Origin of the sequence: Sinobacterium norvegicum (assembly GCF_923077115.1) — a bacterium.
Taxonomy (GTDB): Bacteria; Pseudomonadota; Gammaproteobacteria; order Pseudomonadales; family Sinobacteriaceae; genus Sinobacterium; species Sinobacterium norvegicum.
Genome location: NZ_CAKLPX010000003.1, coordinates 269,812 through 287,824, shown reverse-complemented (window position 1 = coordinate 287,824; position 18,013 = coordinate 269,812). Strand labels below are relative to the sequence as shown.

General features: G+C 52.0%; 16 protein-coding genes. 7 read left to right on the top strand and 9 right to left on the bottom strand.

The window, feature by feature from the left end:
- Positions 1 to 178: 178 nt before the first annotated feature.
- Positions 179 to 895 carry a transposase gene (locus L9P87_RS13275; protein WP_237445225.1) on the bottom strand — a complete coding sequence of 239 codons (717 nt, stop codon included), beginning with the start codon at positions 893 to 895 and terminating at the stop codon, positions 179 to 181.
- A 175-nt stretch (positions 896 to 1,070) separates the two neighbouring features.
- On the opposite strand from L9P87_RS13275, the gene L9P87_RS13270 reads away from it, so the two are divergent.
- From L9P87_RS13270 to L9P87_RS13260, 3 genes are all read left to right on the top strand, one after another.
- Positions 1,071 to 1,634: a dihydrofolate reductase family protein gene (locus L9P87_RS13270; RefSeq protein WP_237445224.1), complete on the top strand. Its 564-nt coding sequence runs from the start codon at positions 1,071 to 1,073 to the stop codon at positions 1,632 to 1,634.
- A gap of 410 nt (positions 1,635 to 2,044) precedes the next feature.
- Positions 2,045 to 2,677 (top strand): nicotinamide riboside transporter PnuC, encoded by a 633-nt coding sequence (gene pnuC, locus L9P87_RS13265; RefSeq protein ID WP_237445223.1) that lies wholly within the window; start codon positions 2,045 to 2,047, stop codon positions 2,675 to 2,677.
- A complete protein-coding gene (locus tag L9P87_RS13260; protein WP_237445222.1) occupies positions 2,670 to 3,425 on the top strand; it encodes a choline/ethanolamine kinase family protein in 756 nt (251 codons plus the stop codon). Before pnuC ends, L9P87_RS13260 begins: the two co-directional genes overlap by 8 nt.
- 91 nt (positions 3,426 to 3,516) lie before the next feature.
- Here L9P87_RS13260 and L9P87_RS13255 read toward each other — a convergent pair whose 3' ends face one another.
- The 4 genes from L9P87_RS13255 to L9P87_RS13240 all read right to left on the bottom strand — a co-directional run bounded on the left by L9P87_RS13255 (position 3,517) and on the right by L9P87_RS13240 (position 8,655).
- Entirely contained in the window at positions 3,517 to 4,140 is a 624-nt protein-coding gene (locus tag L9P87_RS13255) for a class I SAM-dependent methyltransferase (protein WP_237445221.1), read from the bottom strand.
- A gap of 114 nt (positions 4,141 to 4,254) precedes the next feature.
- Entirely contained in the window at positions 4,255 to 4,830 is a 576-nt protein-coding gene (efpL, locus tag L9P87_RS13250; RefSeq protein WP_237445220.1) for an elongation factor P-like protein EfpL, read from the bottom strand.
- Positions 4,831 to 4,982: 152 nt separating this feature from the next.
- Complete coding sequence (locus L9P87_RS13245; RefSeq protein WP_237445219.1) at positions 4,983 to 5,996, bottom strand: TIGR03617 family F420-dependent LLM class oxidoreductase; 1,014 nt, start codon at positions 5,994 to 5,996, stop codon at positions 4,983 to 4,985.
- 124 nt (positions 5,997 to 6,120) lie between these two features.
- Positions 6,121 to 8,655 (bottom strand): PEP/pyruvate-binding domain-containing protein, encoded by a 2,535-nt coding sequence (locus tag L9P87_RS13240; protein WP_237445218.1) that lies wholly within the window; start codon positions 8,653 to 8,655, stop codon positions 6,121 to 6,123.
- Between the two features lie 135 nt (positions 8,656 to 8,790).
- Here L9P87_RS13240 and L9P87_RS13235 point away from each other — a divergent pair, with 135 nt between their 5' ends.
- The gene (locus L9P87_RS13235) at positions 8,791 to 9,417 is read left to right on the top strand and encodes a TetR/AcrR family transcriptional regulator (protein ID WP_237445217.1); all 627 of its coding nucleotides are present in this window, start codon (positions 8,791 to 8,793) and stop codon (positions 9,415 to 9,417) included.
- 21 nt (positions 9,418 to 9,438) lie between these two features.
- On the opposite strand, the gene L9P87_RS13230 is transcribed toward L9P87_RS13235, so the two are convergent.
- Entirely contained in the window at positions 9,439 to 9,954 is a 516-nt protein-coding gene (locus L9P87_RS13230; RefSeq protein ID WP_237445216.1) for a hypothetical protein, read from the bottom strand.
- Positions 9,955 to 10,190: 236 nt separating this feature from the next.
- Between L9P87_RS13230 and L9P87_RS13225 the strand changes: the two genes are divergently transcribed.
- Positions 10,191 to 11,375, top strand: coding sequence for an acetyltransferase domain-containing protein (locus L9P87_RS13225; RefSeq protein ID WP_237445215.1), 1,185 nt, complete (start codon positions 10,191 to 10,193; stop codon positions 11,373 to 11,375).
- 20 nt (positions 11,376 to 11,395) lie between these two features.
- Here L9P87_RS13225 and L9P87_RS13220 read toward each other — a convergent pair whose 3' ends face one another.
- The gene (locus tag L9P87_RS13220; RefSeq protein ID WP_290368509.1) at positions 11,396 to 12,865 is read right to left on the bottom strand and encodes an FAD-dependent oxidoreductase; all 1,470 of its coding nucleotides are present in this window, start codon (positions 12,863 to 12,865) and stop codon (positions 11,396 to 11,398) included.
- 311 nt (positions 12,866 to 13,176) lie between these two features.
- On the opposite strand from L9P87_RS13220, the gene L9P87_RS13215 reads away from it, so the two are divergent.
- The gene (locus tag L9P87_RS13215) at positions 13,177 to 14,781 is read left to right on the top strand and encodes an ABC-F family ATPase (RefSeq protein WP_237445214.1); all 1,605 of its coding nucleotides are present in this window, start codon (positions 13,177 to 13,179) and stop codon (positions 14,779 to 14,781) included.
- Between the two features lie 240 nt (positions 14,782 to 15,021).
- Positions 15,022 to 15,444, top strand: coding sequence for a BLUF domain-containing protein (locus tag L9P87_RS13210; RefSeq protein ID WP_237445213.1), 423 nt, complete (start codon positions 15,022 to 15,024; stop codon positions 15,442 to 15,444).
- 186 nt (positions 15,445 to 15,630) lie between these two features.
- On the opposite strand, the gene L9P87_RS13205 is transcribed toward L9P87_RS13210, so the two are convergent.
- Both L9P87_RS13205 and L9P87_RS13200 read right to left on the bottom strand, forming a co-directional pair.
- Complete coding sequence (locus L9P87_RS13205; protein WP_237445212.1) at positions 15,631 to 16,635, bottom strand: HEAT repeat domain-containing protein; 1,005 nt, start codon at positions 16,633 to 16,635, stop codon at positions 15,631 to 15,633.
- Between the two features lie 346 nt (positions 16,636 to 16,981).
- Positions 16,982 to 17,863, bottom strand: a complete 882-nt coding sequence (locus L9P87_RS13200) for a hypothetical protein (protein WP_237445211.1) — start codon at positions 17,861 to 17,863, stop codon at positions 16,982 to 16,984.
- Positions 17,864 to 18,013: the final 150 nt, after the last annotated feature.

The window sequence follows — 18,013 nt, the reverse complement described above, 5'->3', positions numbered from 1 at the left end:
CCTGAAATTGGTTATAATCAGTGGTCTAAGTTTAAGGTGTAAGCTTTTAGTCAGTACAAGCACAGGAAAGCCAATATGAAATGTTCAGTATGTATAGCAACAAGTGCAGATGGGTATATAGCTACTATTGATGGCGGTGTTGACTGGCTTCATTCAGCAGGGATCAATAGGGTCAGAGTCATTGATCTACTCTATTCACCAAAAACTGGGCCGACCTTCTATCGCCACCTCTGCTCGCAGGCTCGGCAGGCCGCCCCGTTTTCTCCTCAATCTGAGCCTTAAAGTGATCGCTCCCAAGCACCCAGGCTTTATTTGTCGCTTGCCGAACAGCAATAATGTCACGATCCTTCATTTTCCCTTGGATTAAAAGCCGGTAGTGCTGCTGACGCTCGCCATCCGTTTTGCCCAAGCGCAGATACTCTTCATGCGGGGTCACTAACCCGATGCGTTTACCGACACCATTGTGTCGATAGCTAGACCAAGCATATTCCGCAGCATGCTGAACCATGCCCGCCCGCACCGGGTTTAACTCAATGTACTGGTAGACCGTCAGCACATAACGTTCAGAATCCACCAGCGTGGACTTATAGCGCCCCTCCCACAGGGTACCCGTTCGTCCATAGGTAAAATTAAAATATTGCACATACCTTCGCCCCAGTGATTGCATCATGCGACCAACCCCTTTTGCATCCACGGGTGTTACCAATAAGTGAACATGATTGGTCATCAGTACAAAAGCATGAATGGACACTTGGTACTGCGCAGCGGCATCGTATAAAAAAGAGAGGTAAGCTTTGTAATCTGACTCATCATAAAAACAAGCCTCGCGGTTATTACCCCGCTGAATAATATGCTGCGCACAGCCCTCCACGTACAACCGAGGTAGTCGAGCCATCAGAAAATCCTTTTCCCGATAAATGAAAGTACCCTGCGAGGCTAACGCACAAAGAAAACAGGATCAACGACTCTGACCCTATTGATCTTCGTCAAACAACCCTGAAATTGGTTATAATCAGTGGTCTAAGTTTAAGGTGTAAGCTTTTAGTCAGTACAAGCACAGGAAAGCCAATATGAAATGTTCAGTATGTATAGCAACAAGTGCAGATGGGTATATAGCTACTATTGATGGCGGTGTTGACTGGCTTCATTCAGCAGGCAATTCAGAAGCAGATATGGGGGATAATCCCGATATGGGCTTTAGCGCTTATATGGCCTCAGTTGATTGTATGATCATGGGGCGCAAGTGCATGGAAATGATTTCAAGCATGAATTTGACTCCCGAACAATGGCCTTACGGTGATACGCATATCGTGGTTTTAAGTCATACGATAAAAACGCCACCCGTAAACTTGAAAGGTAAGGTAGAAATGTTCTCTGGTGAAATTACTGACTTGGTAAAAAAACTAGAAAAAAAAGGGTTAAAACACGCCTATATTGATGGCGGTTCTACCATCACCTCATTCCTTAATCTTAAGCTTATTGATGAAATGACAATCACTAGAGCTCCCGTGTTGCTGGGAGGTGGTATCCCGCTTTTCGGTGAGCTAGACAGTCCAATTAAACTAATAAATTCTAAGGCCACTGCCTTTGCAAACGACTTTATTCAAGTTGAGTACCGAGTAAATTACTTATAACAAGCGCGAGCATTAGTTGCAGGTTATCAATATGGAGTGTGTGTATTTTTACAGTATTGGCATAACCTTTTTTAACATGCCGTCGCTGTGACAGTATCAAGAGTCAAGCTCTGGTTAACCGGTGAAAGGACTGCTGGCATAGTTGTTGTTTTGTAACTGCCTTTATAGAGAGAATCAGAAGATTCAGACTTTTATCGATAAGAGGAATCCAAGTCGTATTGCCGTGCATGGTTTCTTCGCCCTATACGTTACCAGTTTGCTTTTGTTTCTTTTTCAGCAATTGGCTAATATTAAACAATGTATCCGGGCACGACTAAATCGAGAACAACAACCCCCTGCACAGTTAATATTTTTCGAGCAAACCACACACAGATTACGCCTATAATAGTGTTCAACAACTCGGTGACAATATGAATTCAATAATCGATGCCTTTTTAGCACAGTCCCCCTGGGAGATGTTGGCAGTCGCCTTGGCAATTGCCTACCTGTTGCTGGCATTGGCTGAAAATAACTGGTGCTGGCTGTGCGCCTTTGTCAGTACCGCTATTTATACCGTGCTGTTTTGGCATGTGAGTTTATTGATGGAGTCGGCGCTCAATATTTATTACATGGGAATGGCGGTGTACGGCTGGCAGCAGTGGCGGCGAGGTCATGAGGGCGGTGCATTGGCGATAACGCGTTGGCGTCTGCCGCAGCATCTTGTGGTGCTGGCACTGATCGCCATGTTAACCATGGTCAGTGGCTTTATCATGAGCCGTAACACCGATGCCGCCTGGCCTTATATCGACTCGCTAACTACCTGGGCCAGTGTCATCACGACGTATCTGGTGGCTAAAAAAGTGTTGGAGAATTGGCTGTACTGGGTTGTCATCGATGCCGTGTCGATTTTCCTCTATCTCGATCGCTCAATGAACCTAACAGCGCTGTTGTATGTGGCCTATGTCGTGATTGCTGTCTTTGGCTTTTTGGCCTGGCGTCGTCATCTCCGCAGTAGCCGTAACCGCGGCAACGATGACCACAGCACGGTTGCGCACAATGGGTGAGTCATTACTGCAGGGCTGGCAGCATTGGCCGCTGGGGCTGACAGAACCACCGAAAATATTGCGCGAGTTAAGTGGCGGTCTGACCAATCGAAGCATTCTGTTTGAAGCCTGTGGCCAGCGTTTTGTCCTGCGTCGCAATGCCCCTAATGCCGAGGCATTGGGCATCGATCGCTGGCGCGAGCAGAAAATTCTATCCGTGGTCAGTGAGGCCGGCATTGCGCCAACCGTACACTACTGCGCCCCTGATGAAGGGGTGTTGATCACAGCGTTTATTGACGGCGAACATTGGCCGGCTGCCAGTGTCAAAGAGGCCGGTAAACGTGAGCAATTGCTGGATCTTGTGGCGCAGGTGCATGCATTGAATATCGATCTGCCAACACGCAACTATCGAGACTATATCGAGACTTATTGGCGGCAGATTGAGGCAGCAGCATTGGTGGTGCCAGCAGAGCTGCGTGAGACCCGAGCGTTGTTGTTGGCGCGGTTGGACGGGTTGCAAGGCAATTTTGAGCCGGTGTTATGTCATCACGATTTGGTGCCTGCCAATGTAGTGGCGGGCACTGATGGTTTGGCATTGCTGGATTGGGAATATGCAGCAGTAGGCTGGAAGGCGTTTGATGAGGCGGTGTTAGTTGCTGAGTGGGGAATCAGCGAAGATATGTTAAGCAGTGATGGTGAACTCGCGGTTGAGCTGTATGGCTATATCTGTGCACTGTGGAGACTGTTACAGGGCGGGGAAAGCGAGTAGCTCGTCACAGCCCCTGACGGGGACTGATATCACCAACGCGGTCAATGCCATGCATCACCTCGGATACAAGGCTCGAGGCTGTTATCGCTGGTTAAGCTGGCCTGGCCACACCGCGAATAATCGGCCGCACCAGCGGCATGGATTTACGCATACTGTCGTAATCAATCTGCTCGATAACAAAGCCGGCCTTCTTGATTGACTGTTCAGTCTCGCGGTTGAGGTGACAATTACCCGCCATTTTTCGCCAGATACAGTTTAATCGGTTCTGCCATTTCCGTCTGCCGCTATCAGCTGGAGCCGCCACGTGCTCGAGAAATAAAAATCGACCCTCGGGCTTTAACACCCGCTTTATTTCGGCCAGCGTCGCCGCCACATCATTGACCGAACAACAGACTAACGAGACAAAGACCACATCGTAAAAATCGTCCTCACTGTCGATACGCTCGCCGGGGCAATCCAAGACCTTGATCTGCTGCCGCGACTGCTGCGCCACCTTCTCGTGTAACTGCTGACGCATATTGGGCTCGGGCTCGGCCAGAAACAGCTCCAGTGTGCCATCACGGGGATAGAGGCCAATACTGGCGCCGGTGCCAGCACCGAGTTCTAATACTCTGCCCTCTACCGACTCCAGTAAGCCGCGGCGCCACTCGATCAGACAGGCCTGTTCAGCCGGTTGCATTATTTTATCGTAGAACAGCGCCATCATGAATGACATGGTTGTTATCCTTATTATAAACGTTAGGGACGCCGAGTGATTGCTTAGCGAGTCGCTACCATGATGGCAACAGTCAGTGAGATACTCCGATCTCACTGACCAAGGGATTCAGCATTACTTGCTGTCGGCACGGCCCATGAACTTGCGCTCTTCGACGTTAACCTTGATGCGGTCACCGGTCGAAATATGCTCTGGCACAGAGACGGTAACACCGGTGGATAGCAGCGCCGGCTTGGTACGAGAGGTGGCAGAACCGCCTTTGATTGAGGGGTCAGTCTCGGTCACTTCCAGCTCGACACTGGTCGGCATATCCAGGGCGACGGGAACATCATCGACAACGATGACCTGTATGCCCTGTGTGTCCTCGCTGATGAACAAAATATCATCGGCAATCGACTCTTTATTGAGGTTATACGGCGTGTAATCGCCGCTGTCCATAAACACATACTCGTCACCATCGACATAGGAGAAGGTGGCATCTTTGCGAATCAGATCGGCCAAGTTAAGCATATCCGAATCCTTGAAGGTCTCGTCGATCTTGCCACCGGAGACCACATCGTACATCCGCATACGGTAGAGGCTGCCACCGGCACGACCCTGGGGCACAGAGCGTTCGATATCGCGGACTATGTAGGTTTTACCGTTATAATCGATGGCGGAGTTTTTCTTAATATCGCTGGCCTTTGGCATTGCTGAAATCCTGCTGGTAAGGGTGAATAATGGGGGCTGGCGGCAAATGTTAAGCCGCCGCTGCAAATAGGCTATCCATACTAATATTTATGCGTCAAAAGGCAAGAACTCTATCGCTATTGTGCCGACGCCATAGCATAGCCCCAGCAATATCAGTCACCCTGTTTAAGCTCGGCTATAATTTTTTTCCACATCCCATCCGGCGCGCCATAGGGGGCGTAAATAGCCAGCCGGTCGGCGTGTTCGCCATACTTGGCCTTCAGCTTGGCGGCAATCTCATCGGGCTTGCCCCGGGTGCAGAATGCATCGAGAAAGTCATCGTCGATATAGCTGCCCAGCTCGTCCCACTTGCCCTCCTTAGATAACGCGTTCAGCGTCGGCTGCAAATCGCCTAAACCGACGGCGTCCATCGGCGGCCGATATGCCGGGGTGGATGAGTAAAAGCCGAGCAAGCCTTTGACGCTCTCCTCGGCAGCCTGATAGGCCTCGTCGGTTTCGCCGGTAATCACAATGGCATTAATCTGCAGAATGAAATCCTCCCGCCTGCGACCGGCCTTGGCCAACCCCCGCTCCACCGCTGGCAGCGCCTTGTCGAGCAAAAACGGCATGCTGTTAAATGGGTGAACAATCAGTCCGTCGGCCACCTCGCCGGCCACCTCGGTCATTTTAGGGCCCAGGGCACCGAGCATAATCGGGGGCACGCCGTAGGCATTGGGGCCGGGATTAAACATCGGCGTCATCAGCGTGTGACGGTAGTATTTACCCTGAAAATCGAGCTTGCTGCCATGTTGCCAGCAGTCGAAAAAGGCTTTGACGGCGAGAATATATTCACGCATACGCGCGGCGGGCGAGCTGAATTCGACGCCGAAGCGCTTCTCAATATGCGGTTTGATTTGCGAGCCTATGCCCAGGCTAAATTTGCCCTTGGAGAACGTCTGTAAATCCCAGGCCTGGTAGGCAATATGTGAGGGGTTACGGGGAAACGCCACGGCAATACCGGTGGCGATATCTAATTCTGGTGCGTGCTCACTGGCAATGGCCAACGGAAAAAACGGATCCCAGCTACCCTCTAAGGTATATACACCATCGTAGCCGATGGCCGATAAGCGCTTGGCCTCCTCGGCGGCGTTATCCATCATGGCGTAGAACGGGCCATCAATCTTCATAATATTCCCTTTGCAAATGCATTTTAAAAATATTCAACAGCACCGTCGCAGTCTAACCAGCCCATGCTGTCGCGACTATGTCTATACGCTCAGCCAGGCCTGAATTAGCCCGCTGCCCCGCCGTTTAGTATGAGGCTGTGCGATGATTTTTTTCATCTTCCGCCGCCTGCTCACCGCCCGGCCCTGTTTTTGTGTCGCTGGCGCTGGCGGATGCCAGGATGGTTATCTGCCCGGTGTGGGCATCCAGTCGAATCGTGTCACCGCTGGTAATCTGCTTGGTGCCGGTACGCGTGTTTACAATGGCCGGCAAACCGTACTCACGAGCGATGACGGCGCCATGAGAGACAGCGCTGCCAACATCGGTGATCAAGCCTGCAATCATATTAAAATACGGCGTCCAGCCAACATCGGTAATCGGCGCCACCAGAATCTCACCGGGCTTGAGTCTCGCCGCCTCCGCCACACTAAAAGCGACACGGGCAGTGCCCTCGACCAGCCCCCTCGACACTGGTCGGCCGACAATAACCCCACTGTCTGGCTGCTCGGTTAACAGCGACCGTAAGTCTATCGGCTGCGGTTGGCCGATACTGATCTCAGTAAATTCCAGCCGGTTTTGAAACGCCAAGGCACGGCGGCGTTGGCAGGTTTTATCGCGCCAATCAGCATCCGCTTTCCCGTCCCGCACAAAGGCGAGCAATTCATCGTGAGTAAAGAAGAACACCTGATCCGCATCCTCAAGCCGCCCCTCATCGGCTAACTGTTCACCTAAGGCTCGGTAGCTGCGCTTGAACCGGTTGGTAATCTCGACCAGTAATGACTTGGTTGATTCCCGGCGGCGCACAGCATTGTGAGCCTTGGGTAAAATCCAACGCAGGCCCCGGCTCAGCGTCTTCGGATCAACCGCCTGCGGCCTGGCGGCCTTGTTGTCGGTCATTATCTTTGCCCTGACCGAGGCCTGCATGCTGGCAATCAAGCCCCGCGGGTCATCCGCCCATGATATTTCGCGTACACACAACTCGCGATAGGAGCGGTGGCCATGGCGATCAAGAAACTTGCCAAAGCCAGCTCGAGCCGGCTCTGCGGCTGCCGTGTTCAGCCAGGCCAAAGCCTGCTCTGGCAAGGCATCGGTAAAGGCTGTTTGCAGGTTGGGCTGCCCCTTGATCAGGGTGGCAATCTGGTCGACGACCGCATCGAGTTGCTCGACCAATACAGCGCTTTCAACACCGCTGGCGCCGGCCATCAACTTGGCCGCCTCGGCCTCCTCCTCGGGGCTGCTTTGCTGGCCACCGGAGATAATCCCCTGCATCACATTGCTGGCAAAACCCGAGGTGGTCGAGGATTGTAAATGCACACAATAAGCCTGATAAAGAAACGACTGAGCCCGATCGAGCGCCTCAGCGATATCGGCACTGCTGCCGTCGGTTGGCAGACTGAATTGCTCGACATCGCAACGAAAATCAGCGATGACCTTGTCCGCGCTCTGCAGATAACGTAATAATCGGATCATGCCGCCAATGCGCACCCATAGCGGGCGTTTTTTTGGTTCCTCCAACCCCTCGACAATCCGGCCGCAAACACTGGCTCCCAACGATTTAACATCCACCCCCAGCACCGTCGAGGCGGCAACTGCCGAGCCACTGAGATTTAAAAATAAAAAGCCGTGACTCATCGCCAGCTGGGTCCAATCCTCGTTAATCGCCGCCCGGCCAGCATAGCTGACATGCATATGTTGCATGCCGTATTCGATGGCTTTGCCGGTGGTTGAGAAGGTCAGCGGACAGCTGGCATTGGGCATCATCTCACCGACATTGCAGCGGGTAAGCACATCACCCGGTTTGACCGGTGTATCCAATTCATTGAGATCGCTGCCCAGGGTGGTAATCGGCCGCGCCTGCAGCCACTTGAGCTCGCCACGTTGATCAAAGGCCCACTCCATATCCAGCGGCTGCCCCGCCCGCTGCACAGCCTCGCGCGCCTGCGCCATCAATAGCCCACACTGATCATCGGTCAACACTGGCTGCTGGCCAATCAGCTCACGATACGCCAGCTGATTAGCGCCATCAAACTCATAGTGATCCGGCGTTTGGTCACCGCTGACCAACGCCTCACCCAAGCCCTCAACGGCATCGACAATCAAGCGGTCATGTCGGCCGCTGACGGGATCGGCGGTAAAGAGCACGCCGGCACGGCTGGCATCTACCATCAATTGAACCACCACATTCATTGACGGCGTCGGCGACACATTATCCCCAGGGCTTTGAGTACCATCATCGACGGCATTATCGGCAATATAGGCGCTGGCATGTTGGCTGTGTAACGACTGCACACAGCTGGCAATCGCCGTCGCCAGCGCCTCAAACCCTTGCACATTGAGCACCGTATCATACTGGCCGGCAAACGAGGCGGCATCGCCATCCTCGCCTAACGCCGAGGAGCGCACAGCGACCTTGGCATCGCTCGACCCGGCGGTCAATTGCCGATACATCGCCGCCAAATCGGGCGGTGACTGATCGGCCCCGGCATTGATGATAACAAAGCCATTGGGCACATTAAGCCCCCACTGCATTAACTGCTGCAGCCCATGAGCCTTGCCGCCAACCGGCTGGTTGGTGATGTCTTTAATCCACAGAATCTCGCTGGCTGCTGTTATTGTTGTCATAACCCGCTCGTCGTATGTTGCGATAACAAAACTATACGATCGTATAGCTTTAAGCTAAAGTCAACCAGTCGAGTCATTTTACAGCGGCAGAAAAAAATGCCTAAATACGCTTTTTCTCAGGAGTAGATCACTGCCGTGAGCGACCATAAACAGCATCGCCGAACCCGCATTCTGGCCGCCGCCGCCGACCTGTTTGCCCAGCTGGGCTTTGATGGCACCTCCATGGGCGCGGTTGCCGAGTTGGCCGGGGTGAAAAAATCACTGATTCAATATCACTTTGCCAGCAAAGAGATTCTGTGGCAGGCGGCTGTACACCATATTTGGAGCAAGCGTAACAATGCCCTGCCGCAATATCTGGATCAGCTCATGTTAGCTGAGTTCAGCGAACTCGATCAGCGTCAAACGGTCAGCGAACTGTGTAAGAAATTACTCAAGTTCACCTTCGATCACCCCCAGTGGGTTAACATTATGATGCAGCAAGCGGCCATTCCCGGGCCTCGCCTAGACTGGATGATTGAGACGTTCTTCAAGGAGGATTTCGCCAAGGGCAAGGCGATGATCGAGTTGGCACAAAGCCGCCACCAGCTGCCACAGGTGGATGCGATGGATTTACTGCATATCCTGTCGGGGGCGCTGATCTACCTGGTTAACGTGGCACCAATCACAGAGCGAGTAATGGGTGTCAGCCCCAGCAGCGAGCGATATATCAACCGTCATATCGGCACACTGATGGCTATTCTTAACGGTACGGGTAACGACTAAGACCGGGCCAAAGCCCGGTGCTTAAAAGTTAGACCAACTCTTGCCGATGATTTCCAAGCTACGCTCAAGTTCCTTCATCGCGGTGTGGCTGGCCTGCTCAATTTTTTCCCGCGCCTGTTGGTAGTCTTTGCTGAGCGCCTCACCCTGTTGATTGACAAAATCCCGGGCATCCATCTTGGCCAGATGCGCCTGTAGCTCGGCTGACTCTAACTCCGTCCTGCCTTTTTGTTGCGCATTACGTGTTAATTCCGTCATCGTCTTGCTGAGATAAGACCATTGGTCCTGTGCATCCATGGCGGCGAGGTGGGCCTGTAATCGCGCCTGCTCACCTTGGCTTTGCAGCGACAGCGCCGCTGTCGTCAGTGATTCTTTCAAGCTGCCCAGTTTCGGTTTGGCCTGCTGCCATAGCTCGGCCGCGTCCTCAGACAATTCTTCCCGCTGATCGTCGAGCTTATCGGCAATATCGCTTAAACGACGCTGTGATTTTTCCAGTATATCTTTGAAGCTATCCATCTTCTCCGCACTCCTTGTAGCCATTAGTCAATGTTTATCCATTTCAGCATAGCCCCATAAACCTCGCCATACCATGATATTTATCAATGACTAAGATAATGACAACCGGCGTAGAAGGCCCGGCATTAGCGACTTGTATAATGCCACCGGCTAAGGCGGATTTGCCAAACAATGACATTGCGGTAATATTTTTTCATCCTCAGGCGAATCTTTCATGTGTTATATTATAACACTCACACTTTAGGCAGCCTTCCGACACAATGACAACGACACGCCCCACCCCATCCAACCCGCTGGGTGTATCCACCGACACGATTAAGCGACGCATCACCTCCATCGACATCATGCGTGGCCTGGTAATGCTGATTATGCTGGTCGATCATGTCCGCGAGCGGATTTACTACCACCAGCAAGTCGCCGACCCGATGGACTTGGATGCGGTCAACCCGGATTTGTTTTTCACCCGCCTGCTCGCCCATTGGTGCGCGCCGGTGTTTGTCTTTCTGACCGGTTTATCGGCCTGGTTATACGCCCACCCGGCCAATAAACAGCCCCGCTCTGCCAGTGGATTTTTATTCAAACGCGGCCTCTTCCTGTTACTGCTGGAAGTCACCCTGGTCAATTTCTCCTGGTTCGGTAGCTACAACATTCTGTATTTGCAGGTGATGTGGGCGATTGGTATCAGCATGATTGTGCTGGCGGCGGCGATAAAATTACCGTTCAAGCTTGTCGGCCTGATTGGTGCGCTGATTGTCTTTGGCCACAACGCCTTGGTCCCCATCAGCTTCAGCCCTGGTGAAGCCGGTTATGCGCTGTGGACAATGCTCCATGAGCGCGGCATGCTGATTGCCGATGGCCCACTGCCGATCCGCGTCAGCTACCCGGTACTGCCTTGGATTGGCTTGATGATGCTGGGTTACTTTGCCGGCCCGCTGTATGGCGCAACCATGACACCGGCACAACGCAAGCGCCAGTTGATTGTGATTGGCGTCAGCTGTCTCAGCCTACTGCTGGTGCTGCGCGGCTTTAACATCTATGGCGAAATACTGCCATGGGCCATGGCCGACACACTGGTAGGCTCTATGATGGCATTCCTCAATTTTACCAAATACGGCCCGTCGCTGGACTTTATGTTATTGACCATAGGCAGCTCGATGTTTTTGCTGGTGCTGTTTGAAGACAGGGATAACAAGACCACCGAGGTGCTGAAAACCTTTGGCTCTGCGCCGATGTTTTTCTATCTGCTGCACCTCTATGCGCTGCTGGTATTATATGCCATCTTAATGGCCATTTTTGGTGGTAATCAGGGCGACTTATTCGGTGTCGATTATGTCTGGCAGGTGTGGCTGGTGGCGGTTATCTTATCCTGGCTGCTGTACTATCCCACCAAGGCCTTTGCCCGCTTTAAACACAGCAGCCAGCAGGCCTGGGTGAAGTACTTCTAAACCGCTGTGTGGCGTGAGAGTCATGTTTTATTGTTGCCATCACTCTCCGCCCGCTTCAACACCCGCCCCCTCGGTTCGTCACCCTCGTGCAGTACCACATCGGAGTGTAAAAACTCGGCGGCCTCGGCGGAATCCTGCACCTTGGTGGCACTGCGCTGTAGCATTTCGGCCTCAAACTCCGCCAGCACACTGGCCCTGACGCCGGCTTCTCGCCATGGTGTTAATGGGCCGCAGCCCTTGATAATGCCTCGGGCCAGCGACAGCGCATCCAGCAATGCCTGGTTGGCCCCCTGCCCTTTGAAGGGACTCATCGGATGCGCGGCATCGCCAATCAGCGTCACCGGCCCACCCGGTTGCAATAATTCTGGTACGAGCAGTGCGCGGTCATAGACCGGGTAACCCGACACCTGAGCTGCCTGAGTCGCTGCCAAAATCTGCGGAATAGGATTGTGCCACTGACAGCGGCGGCAGGCATCCTGCTTCAGCGCTTCTGCGCCCTGTGCACTCAAGGCCTTGGCCTCATGCTCTGGCATCGGAAAACTCAGCTGCCACATCACCGAATCGGCATCGAAGGGCATAATATAAATCCGCTCATTGCCATTGGCGGTTTGGAATACCGTGGCCGAATCCAACAGCGACCGGTCGTCGACATCGATGGCGGTAAGTGGGCAAATACCCAGCACCACCAGGCAGCCCAGGTAATTCAGTGGCGACGCCTGTTCGCCGATCAACAGCCTGCGAACCGCACTGCGAATACCATCAGCACCCACCACCAGATCGGCATGGGCGTGTTGAGTCGCTTGACCGTCGAGGTGAAAACTGAGAGTCACACCGTCGCTGGCAGATGGCTGAACATCGACCAACTCATGCCCCCACTGCACCGCGTCGTGCCCACCTAACTGCGCCAGCAATGCTGCACGCAATGACTGTCTGGCAATATGGATATTGGTACGCTTGGGTGTCGCCTTCAGCGCTGACGGCGCCCATTTTCGGATGCCCCACTCACCGATTTCCTTGCCCTCGGTGGTATGCACCACATGTCGGGTTGACACCACCCCCTCAGCCAACGATACCACCCCCAGCTCAGCCATCGCCTTACTGGCCTGCTGCAGTGTTAGGCCATAACCCTGCGAGCGGGCATCGAAGCTGCGGTCACGCTCATACAGGGTAAAGGGAATGCCACGGTGTAAGCAGGCAACGGCAAGCGCCACACCACCGATACCGCCACCGATAATGGCAAGGTGTGGGTAGTGGGCTGTCTGTGCCACGGTCGGGCTGCTGGCGGGCTGCAGCCCGCAACCCTGACAGTGTGGGCAGGTGTCGAGATGGCCCTTGGGGCGAACCGGCGGTTCACCATCACCGTTGGATTTTTCAAAATCTGCCAACGCACGCTGGTAACTGAGCCGCACCTTCTTACGCAACCGCTTACTTTTCTTGCCGCGCCCCTGGCATTGTGGGCACATCGCCCAGTCATGCTGCTCTGATTTCACCTTTGCACCTGTCTTGTCATTGGACTGCCACCGGCCTGCGGCTGAGGCAGACAATCAAACAACGATTATAACTTTCCTAACCGCTAATAAGCATTTTATTGCGCAATAACTTCGCTTTTATTGCCCCTGCCGGTGTTTGCCAACCAGCCCATTCTTTTACCCAGCTGATTGTTTTATGACCAATTCACCTCGACATTCTCCCCCTAACCGTCTATAGTGCGCGGCCTTATGTACACCGTCTTTGGTCTACCTTATTCCCAATAAGCCGCTACTGAATAGCGGCTTATTTTTTTGCCTTAGGATTACGTCTTTTGATTACCACCGCAAACATCACCATGCAGTTCGGCGCCGAGCCGCTGTTCGAAAACATCTCCGCTCAATTTGGCGGCGGCAACCGCTATGGCCTGATTGGCGCCAACGGCTGTGGTAAATCGACTTTTATGAAAATCCTCAGCGGTGAGCTGGCGCCCACCTCGGGTAACTTCTCCATCACCCCGGGCAATAAGGTCGGCACCCTAAGCCAGGACCAGTTCGCCTTCGAAGAATACAGCGTTGTCGACGCCGTCATCATGGGTGATGTTGAGCTGTGGAAGGTCAAGGTCGAACGCGAGCGTATCTACGCCCTGCCAGAGATGAGCGAAGAAGACGGCATGAAAGTCGCCGAGCTGGAAGTTGAGTTCGCCGAGATGGACGGCTACAGCGCCGAGAGCCGCGCCGGTGATATTCTGCTGGAAGCCGGTATCGATGAGGAATTTCACTTCGGCCTGATGAGCCAGGTCGCCCCCGGCTACAAGGTGCGTGTTCTATTGGCCCAGGCATTGTTTGCCAACCCGGATATTCTGCTGCTCGATGAACCGACCAACAACTTGGACATCCACACCATTAACTGGCTGGCCGAGGTATTGAATCAGCGCAAGGCGACGATGATTATCATCTCCCACGACCGCCACTTCTTAAACAGTGTCTGTACCCACATGGCCGACATCGATTACGGCGAGCTGCGTATCTACCCCGGCAACTACGAGGCCTTTGTCGAGGCCTCTGAATTGATCCGTTCACAGCTGCTGCTCGAGAACGCCAAGAAGAGCGAAGAAATAGCGGAGCTGCAAGCCTTTGTTAACCGCTTTGGCGCCAATGCTTCCAAGGCCAAACAGGCCAGCTCGCGTGCCAAGAAGATGGATAAGATTAAGCTCGATGATGTGAAATCATCCAGCCGTATGACCCCGTCGATCAGCATGAAGCAGGATAAGAAACTGCACCGCCAGGCGCTGATACTGGAAGACCTCGGCCACGGTTTTGACGGTGAAACCCTGTTCAGCAAGGGTAATATTATTCTGGAAGCCGGCGCCAAGCTGGCGGTTATCGGTGAAAACGGTGCCGGCAAGAGTACCTTCCTACGCTGTTTGATGAACGAGTTACAGCCCAACAGCGGCGACATCAAGTGGGCCGAGAACGCCCAGGTGGGCTACTGCCCACAGGACAGCACCGCCGATTTCGACTGCGATTTAAACCTGTTTGATTGGATGAGCCAATGGCGTACCCCCAAGCACGATGACCTCGCCGTACGTGGCATGCTGGGCCGTCTACTGTTCACCGATGACGACGCCAACAAACAGGCACGGGTGTGCTCGGGTGGTGAAAAGAACCGCCTGTTATTCGGCAAGTTGATGATGATGAATACCAACGTATTGGTCATGGATGAGCCCACCAACCACCTGGACCTCGAAGCCATCGATGCGTTAAACATCGCCTTAAAAGCCTACGACGGCACGCTGATCTTCGTCAGCCACGACCGCGAGTTTGTGTCATCGTTAGCGACCCGAGTCATCGAGATTAAAGATCAGCAAGTAGTCGATTTCCAGGGCACCTACGACGAGTACTTGCTCAGCCAGCAGGATGTGCAAGACGTCGCCTAATCGCCGGTGACGAGAAACGTCAAAAGACGCCTACGGGCGTCTTTTTTGTCGCTCAAAGAAATCGTACACTCCCGCAAAAAGCACCGCTAACACCTCTGTGTAGGCGCTATTTCAGCCGCCATACTAAAGTAAACATCGACTCGCGCTCATCATTTCTCCCCTCCCTCGGTATAGCTTTTGTAAGCTGCATGTTCTTTTTATCAGCTATGACTATACTGATGATATTTAGAGGATAAAACGATGCACCTGATAAGACTTGTTTATGCCAGCAAAGTAGAATACGACTTAGAAGAAGCTGATATAAACGCTATTCTAAATGCCAGTAAGCAAAACAATTTGGAAAAGAATATTACCGGGGCGCTGTGTTATAGCAATCGATTCTTTTTGCAGTGTTTAGAAGGCTCGCGCCTGGATGTTAATGCCCTGTATCATCATATTTTGGCCGATGGCCGCCATAGTCAATCGGCGATATTACAATACAGCGAGATTGATCAACGTGAATTTGATGACTGGTCGATGGGGTATATCCCCCCCGCCTTGGTGTCGGGACAGTTGATCAGCAAATTTTCGGGGAAGGCCGATTTTGACCCCTATAGCATGAGTGGTGAGTCGTGCTACTTACTGCTAAAAGCATTAGCCAGTCTGGGCATTACAGAGTCTTGATTCAATAGCTTCAGCCCTGTTTTTCTGACAATTTGAAATGTGTAAAATGACAGCGTTTCCAACCCTCGATGTCTTACGCCATGAATCACATAAGGCTGACATTCCATGGGGCTTGCTTAATTATTATGACAACAAAAAAAGACGCCCTAGAGCGTCTTTATTATTAGAGCAACATCATTGATGTATTTAATCGAGATACAATGACAGTATCTTTTGATTCCAAGTCGCTTCTAAGCCTGTCTCTGCCTGCCATTTTTCTTGCTCTTCTTTCATAAAAGCAACTGACTCTTCAGACTGAATATCACCTATCGCCTTCAAGGCCACCGCACGATCTTGCCATTGCTTGCCTGAGGTATATAACTGCTGTAGCTCGGAGAGCACAGCCTCACCACCAATCATACCCATACCAGAAATCGCAGCTAAACGGATATACTCAGCCTCATGCTGACTATAACCACGGAGCGCTGGCAAGGCTGTCGCATTATTTGAGTAACCTAATTCATAGACCTTCTGGTAAGCAGCATCCGCATCAGCATCGATATTGGCGTTTACCTGCTCAACCACTGTCTCCACACTCGCGTCTGACAACTGATCATCAAACATGATGACATTGATCTTTGCGGCAACCTCTTTGATCAATAACTCTTGCGGTTGATTTATGGTTGATTCAACCAGCGACTCTTCGGATAAGTGCCAAATAGGTACCTTGGCGCGCTTGATCAACCCAACGATGCGATGCGTTTCACCCGAGGCTGTCAGATCAACCTTGGCCATAGAAATCATCACCAATGGCGAAAAGCCATTTCTACGATGGGCGATAGTATCATAGGCAAGCAGATCTAGATTATCAGTGCCGGCCTCATCAAAAGCGACGGGCAAATTTCTCGCTTGAAGCTCTTTATCCATCGCCTGCAAGAAAAAATCCGCGGTGTCGATTGTTTTTTTATCTTGCTGATAGACGTAATTGAGGATTTCACCCTGAGCCTGCACATGCCCCTCTGGGATATGATGGCTAAACTTTAGCGTTGCCGGCGTATCTTGATCGGAAGAAACATACTGCTCTTTAGAGGGCTCGGGGTCATCAATCTCTGCGTTGAAGGTGAAGGTGCTGCTACAGCCTTGCATTAATCCTACCGCGGCAACAATGCCGAGAGATTTAATTGTATTCTCGAATTGAGAAAACTTAATCATATCGCTACATCCAGTTATTTTTATGAAGTGAAAGCCTGAAAAACAGCAACCAACTGGCTATAACTCCGTTAATAGCCATTTATTTTTCAGTAACTTAGGGCAATCTTACAATGTGACGCGTGACAGATCAAGACTGCCTAACAATTATGCTTAGCTGTATATCGACTAGAATATTACTAATATAGAGTCTGAAAAATCATAACAGCAGACTCGGGGCATAAAGCGTCAACATGCTATCAATCACAATTCTTTATAGGGTTTTATTTATCAATCAGAATTTTGATGACTTGATTTCATTGCTATAAAAAGCCGATACCATAACAATACATATTACACACTGTTCAATTCACTGCTGATCATCATAGGCGTTGTCATGCCGGGCCATGATGTCGGCGGCTATGGTTTTAATATCTGTCACGTAGCCGCTGTCGTAGTCATAGTGACTTAGATCGACAGCGTATATCGCCTGCAGCCAGACCAGCTGGCTCAATTTGACTAACATCGTTTCGGGGTGACCCAGCTGATCTTTGAATATCCCCGCTTCATCACCGGATGTGATCAATCTCTCGGCTTCCGGTAAGTTGCCCTGTTCATACAACCGATAGAGTTCGACAGCGCTTTCGCCGTAGGGAATACAATAAAACTGATTGTCGGGATAGGCTGTTCTCAGGCCATTAATAATCGTGCTGTGGAAGTGAGGATGACCGTTAACCATAATAGATTCATAGCTATCGAAATCCGTTGACCCTCGCTGGATTGGCCAGGGCAAAGCAATAAAAAATTTAGTGTCTGGGTTTTGCGCCAGCGCATAGTCTACCCAGTTCCTATAGCCTTCAAGCGTGGGGTAATCTGGGTGATAAGTCATGCCAAAGAGCGTGATATCTCCGGCATCGAGAATGGCCTGTATCTCTTCTCGTTTGATGGTGTTTAACCAAAGCCCCTGGGGGGCGCCAGAGGCGCCTCCCGACATAATAACCTGCTGGCTATGCCCTTCAATACCAACATTATCCACGTGCTCGGGTATGCCCTCTGCCACCGGCCTAAAAAAACTGTGGCCGGCAAACAGCGCGTTGTAGCCGGCTTTACCCTCATTGTCAGCAGGCTTTGTGGTTGCGTTGACGGCACTCGAGCTTGAAGAGGAGCTATCGCCGCAGGCTGCTAACAGCACCACCAGAAAAAACGTCAGTATCCAAGAGGCTATTTTGGCAGGCGATAGAAGGTAGTGCATGGGCAAAGTCTCGTGGGCTCAGTGATTTATTGAGCGTAACATAATCAGGGGAATCGATTGTAGAGCAAGAATATAGCCAGAGAGTACCACTGGGGTTGATAGTTTCCCAGCCTGGGTTGGGCGGCGCGAGAAACGACACTCATAAGGCTG

What these genes read in the sequence shown, in the direction of transcription:
- L9P87_RS13275 (WP_237445225.1), bottom strand. Translation starts at nt 895, where the DNA reads ATGGCTCGACTACCTCGGTTGTACGTGGAGGGCTGTGCGCAGCATATT.
- L9P87_RS13270 (WP_237445224.1), top strand. Translation starts at nt 1,071, where the DNA reads ATGAAATGTTCAGTATGTATAGCAACAAGTGCAGATGGGTATATAGCT.
- pnuC (WP_237445223.1), top strand. Translation starts at nt 2,045, where the DNA reads ATGAATTCAATAATCGATGCCTTTTTAGCACAGTCCCCCTGGGAGATG.
- L9P87_RS13260 (WP_237445222.1), top strand. Translation starts at nt 2,670, where the DNA reads ATGGGTGAGTCATTACTGCAGGGCTGGCAGCATTGGCCGCTGGGGCTG.
- L9P87_RS13255 (WP_237445221.1), bottom strand. Translation starts at nt 4,140, where the DNA reads ATGTCATTCATGATGGCGCTGTTCTACGATAAAATAATGCAACCGGCT.
- efpL (WP_237445220.1), bottom strand. Translation starts at nt 4,830, where the DNA reads ATGCCAAAGGCCAGCGATATTAAGAAAAACTCCGCCATCGATTATAAC.
- L9P87_RS13245 (WP_237445219.1), bottom strand. Translation starts at nt 5,996, where the DNA reads ATGAAGATTGATGGCCCGTTCTACGCCATGATGGATAACGCCGCCGAG.
- L9P87_RS13240 (WP_237445218.1), bottom strand. Translation starts at nt 8,655, where the DNA reads ATGACAACAATAACAGCAGCCAGCGAGATTCTGTGGATTAAAGACATC.
- L9P87_RS13230 (WP_237445216.1), bottom strand. Translation starts at nt 9,954, where the DNA reads ATGGCTACAAGGAGTGCGGAGAAGATGGATAGCTTCAAAGATATACTG.
- L9P87_RS13225 (WP_237445215.1), top strand. Translation starts at nt 10,191, where the DNA reads ATGACAACGACACGCCCCACCCCATCCAACCCGCTGGGTGTATCCACC.
- L9P87_RS13210 (WP_237445213.1), top strand. Translation starts at nt 15,022, where the DNA reads ATGCACCTGATAAGACTTGTTTATGCCAGCAAAGTAGAATACGACTTA.
- L9P87_RS13205 (WP_237445212.1), bottom strand. Translation starts at nt 16,635, where the DNA reads ATGATTAAGTTTTCTCAATTCGAGAATACAATTAAATCTCTCGGCATT.
- L9P87_RS13200 (WP_237445211.1), bottom strand. Translation starts at nt 17,863, where the DNA reads ATGCACTACCTTCTATCGCCTGCCAAAATAGCCTCTTGGATACTGACG.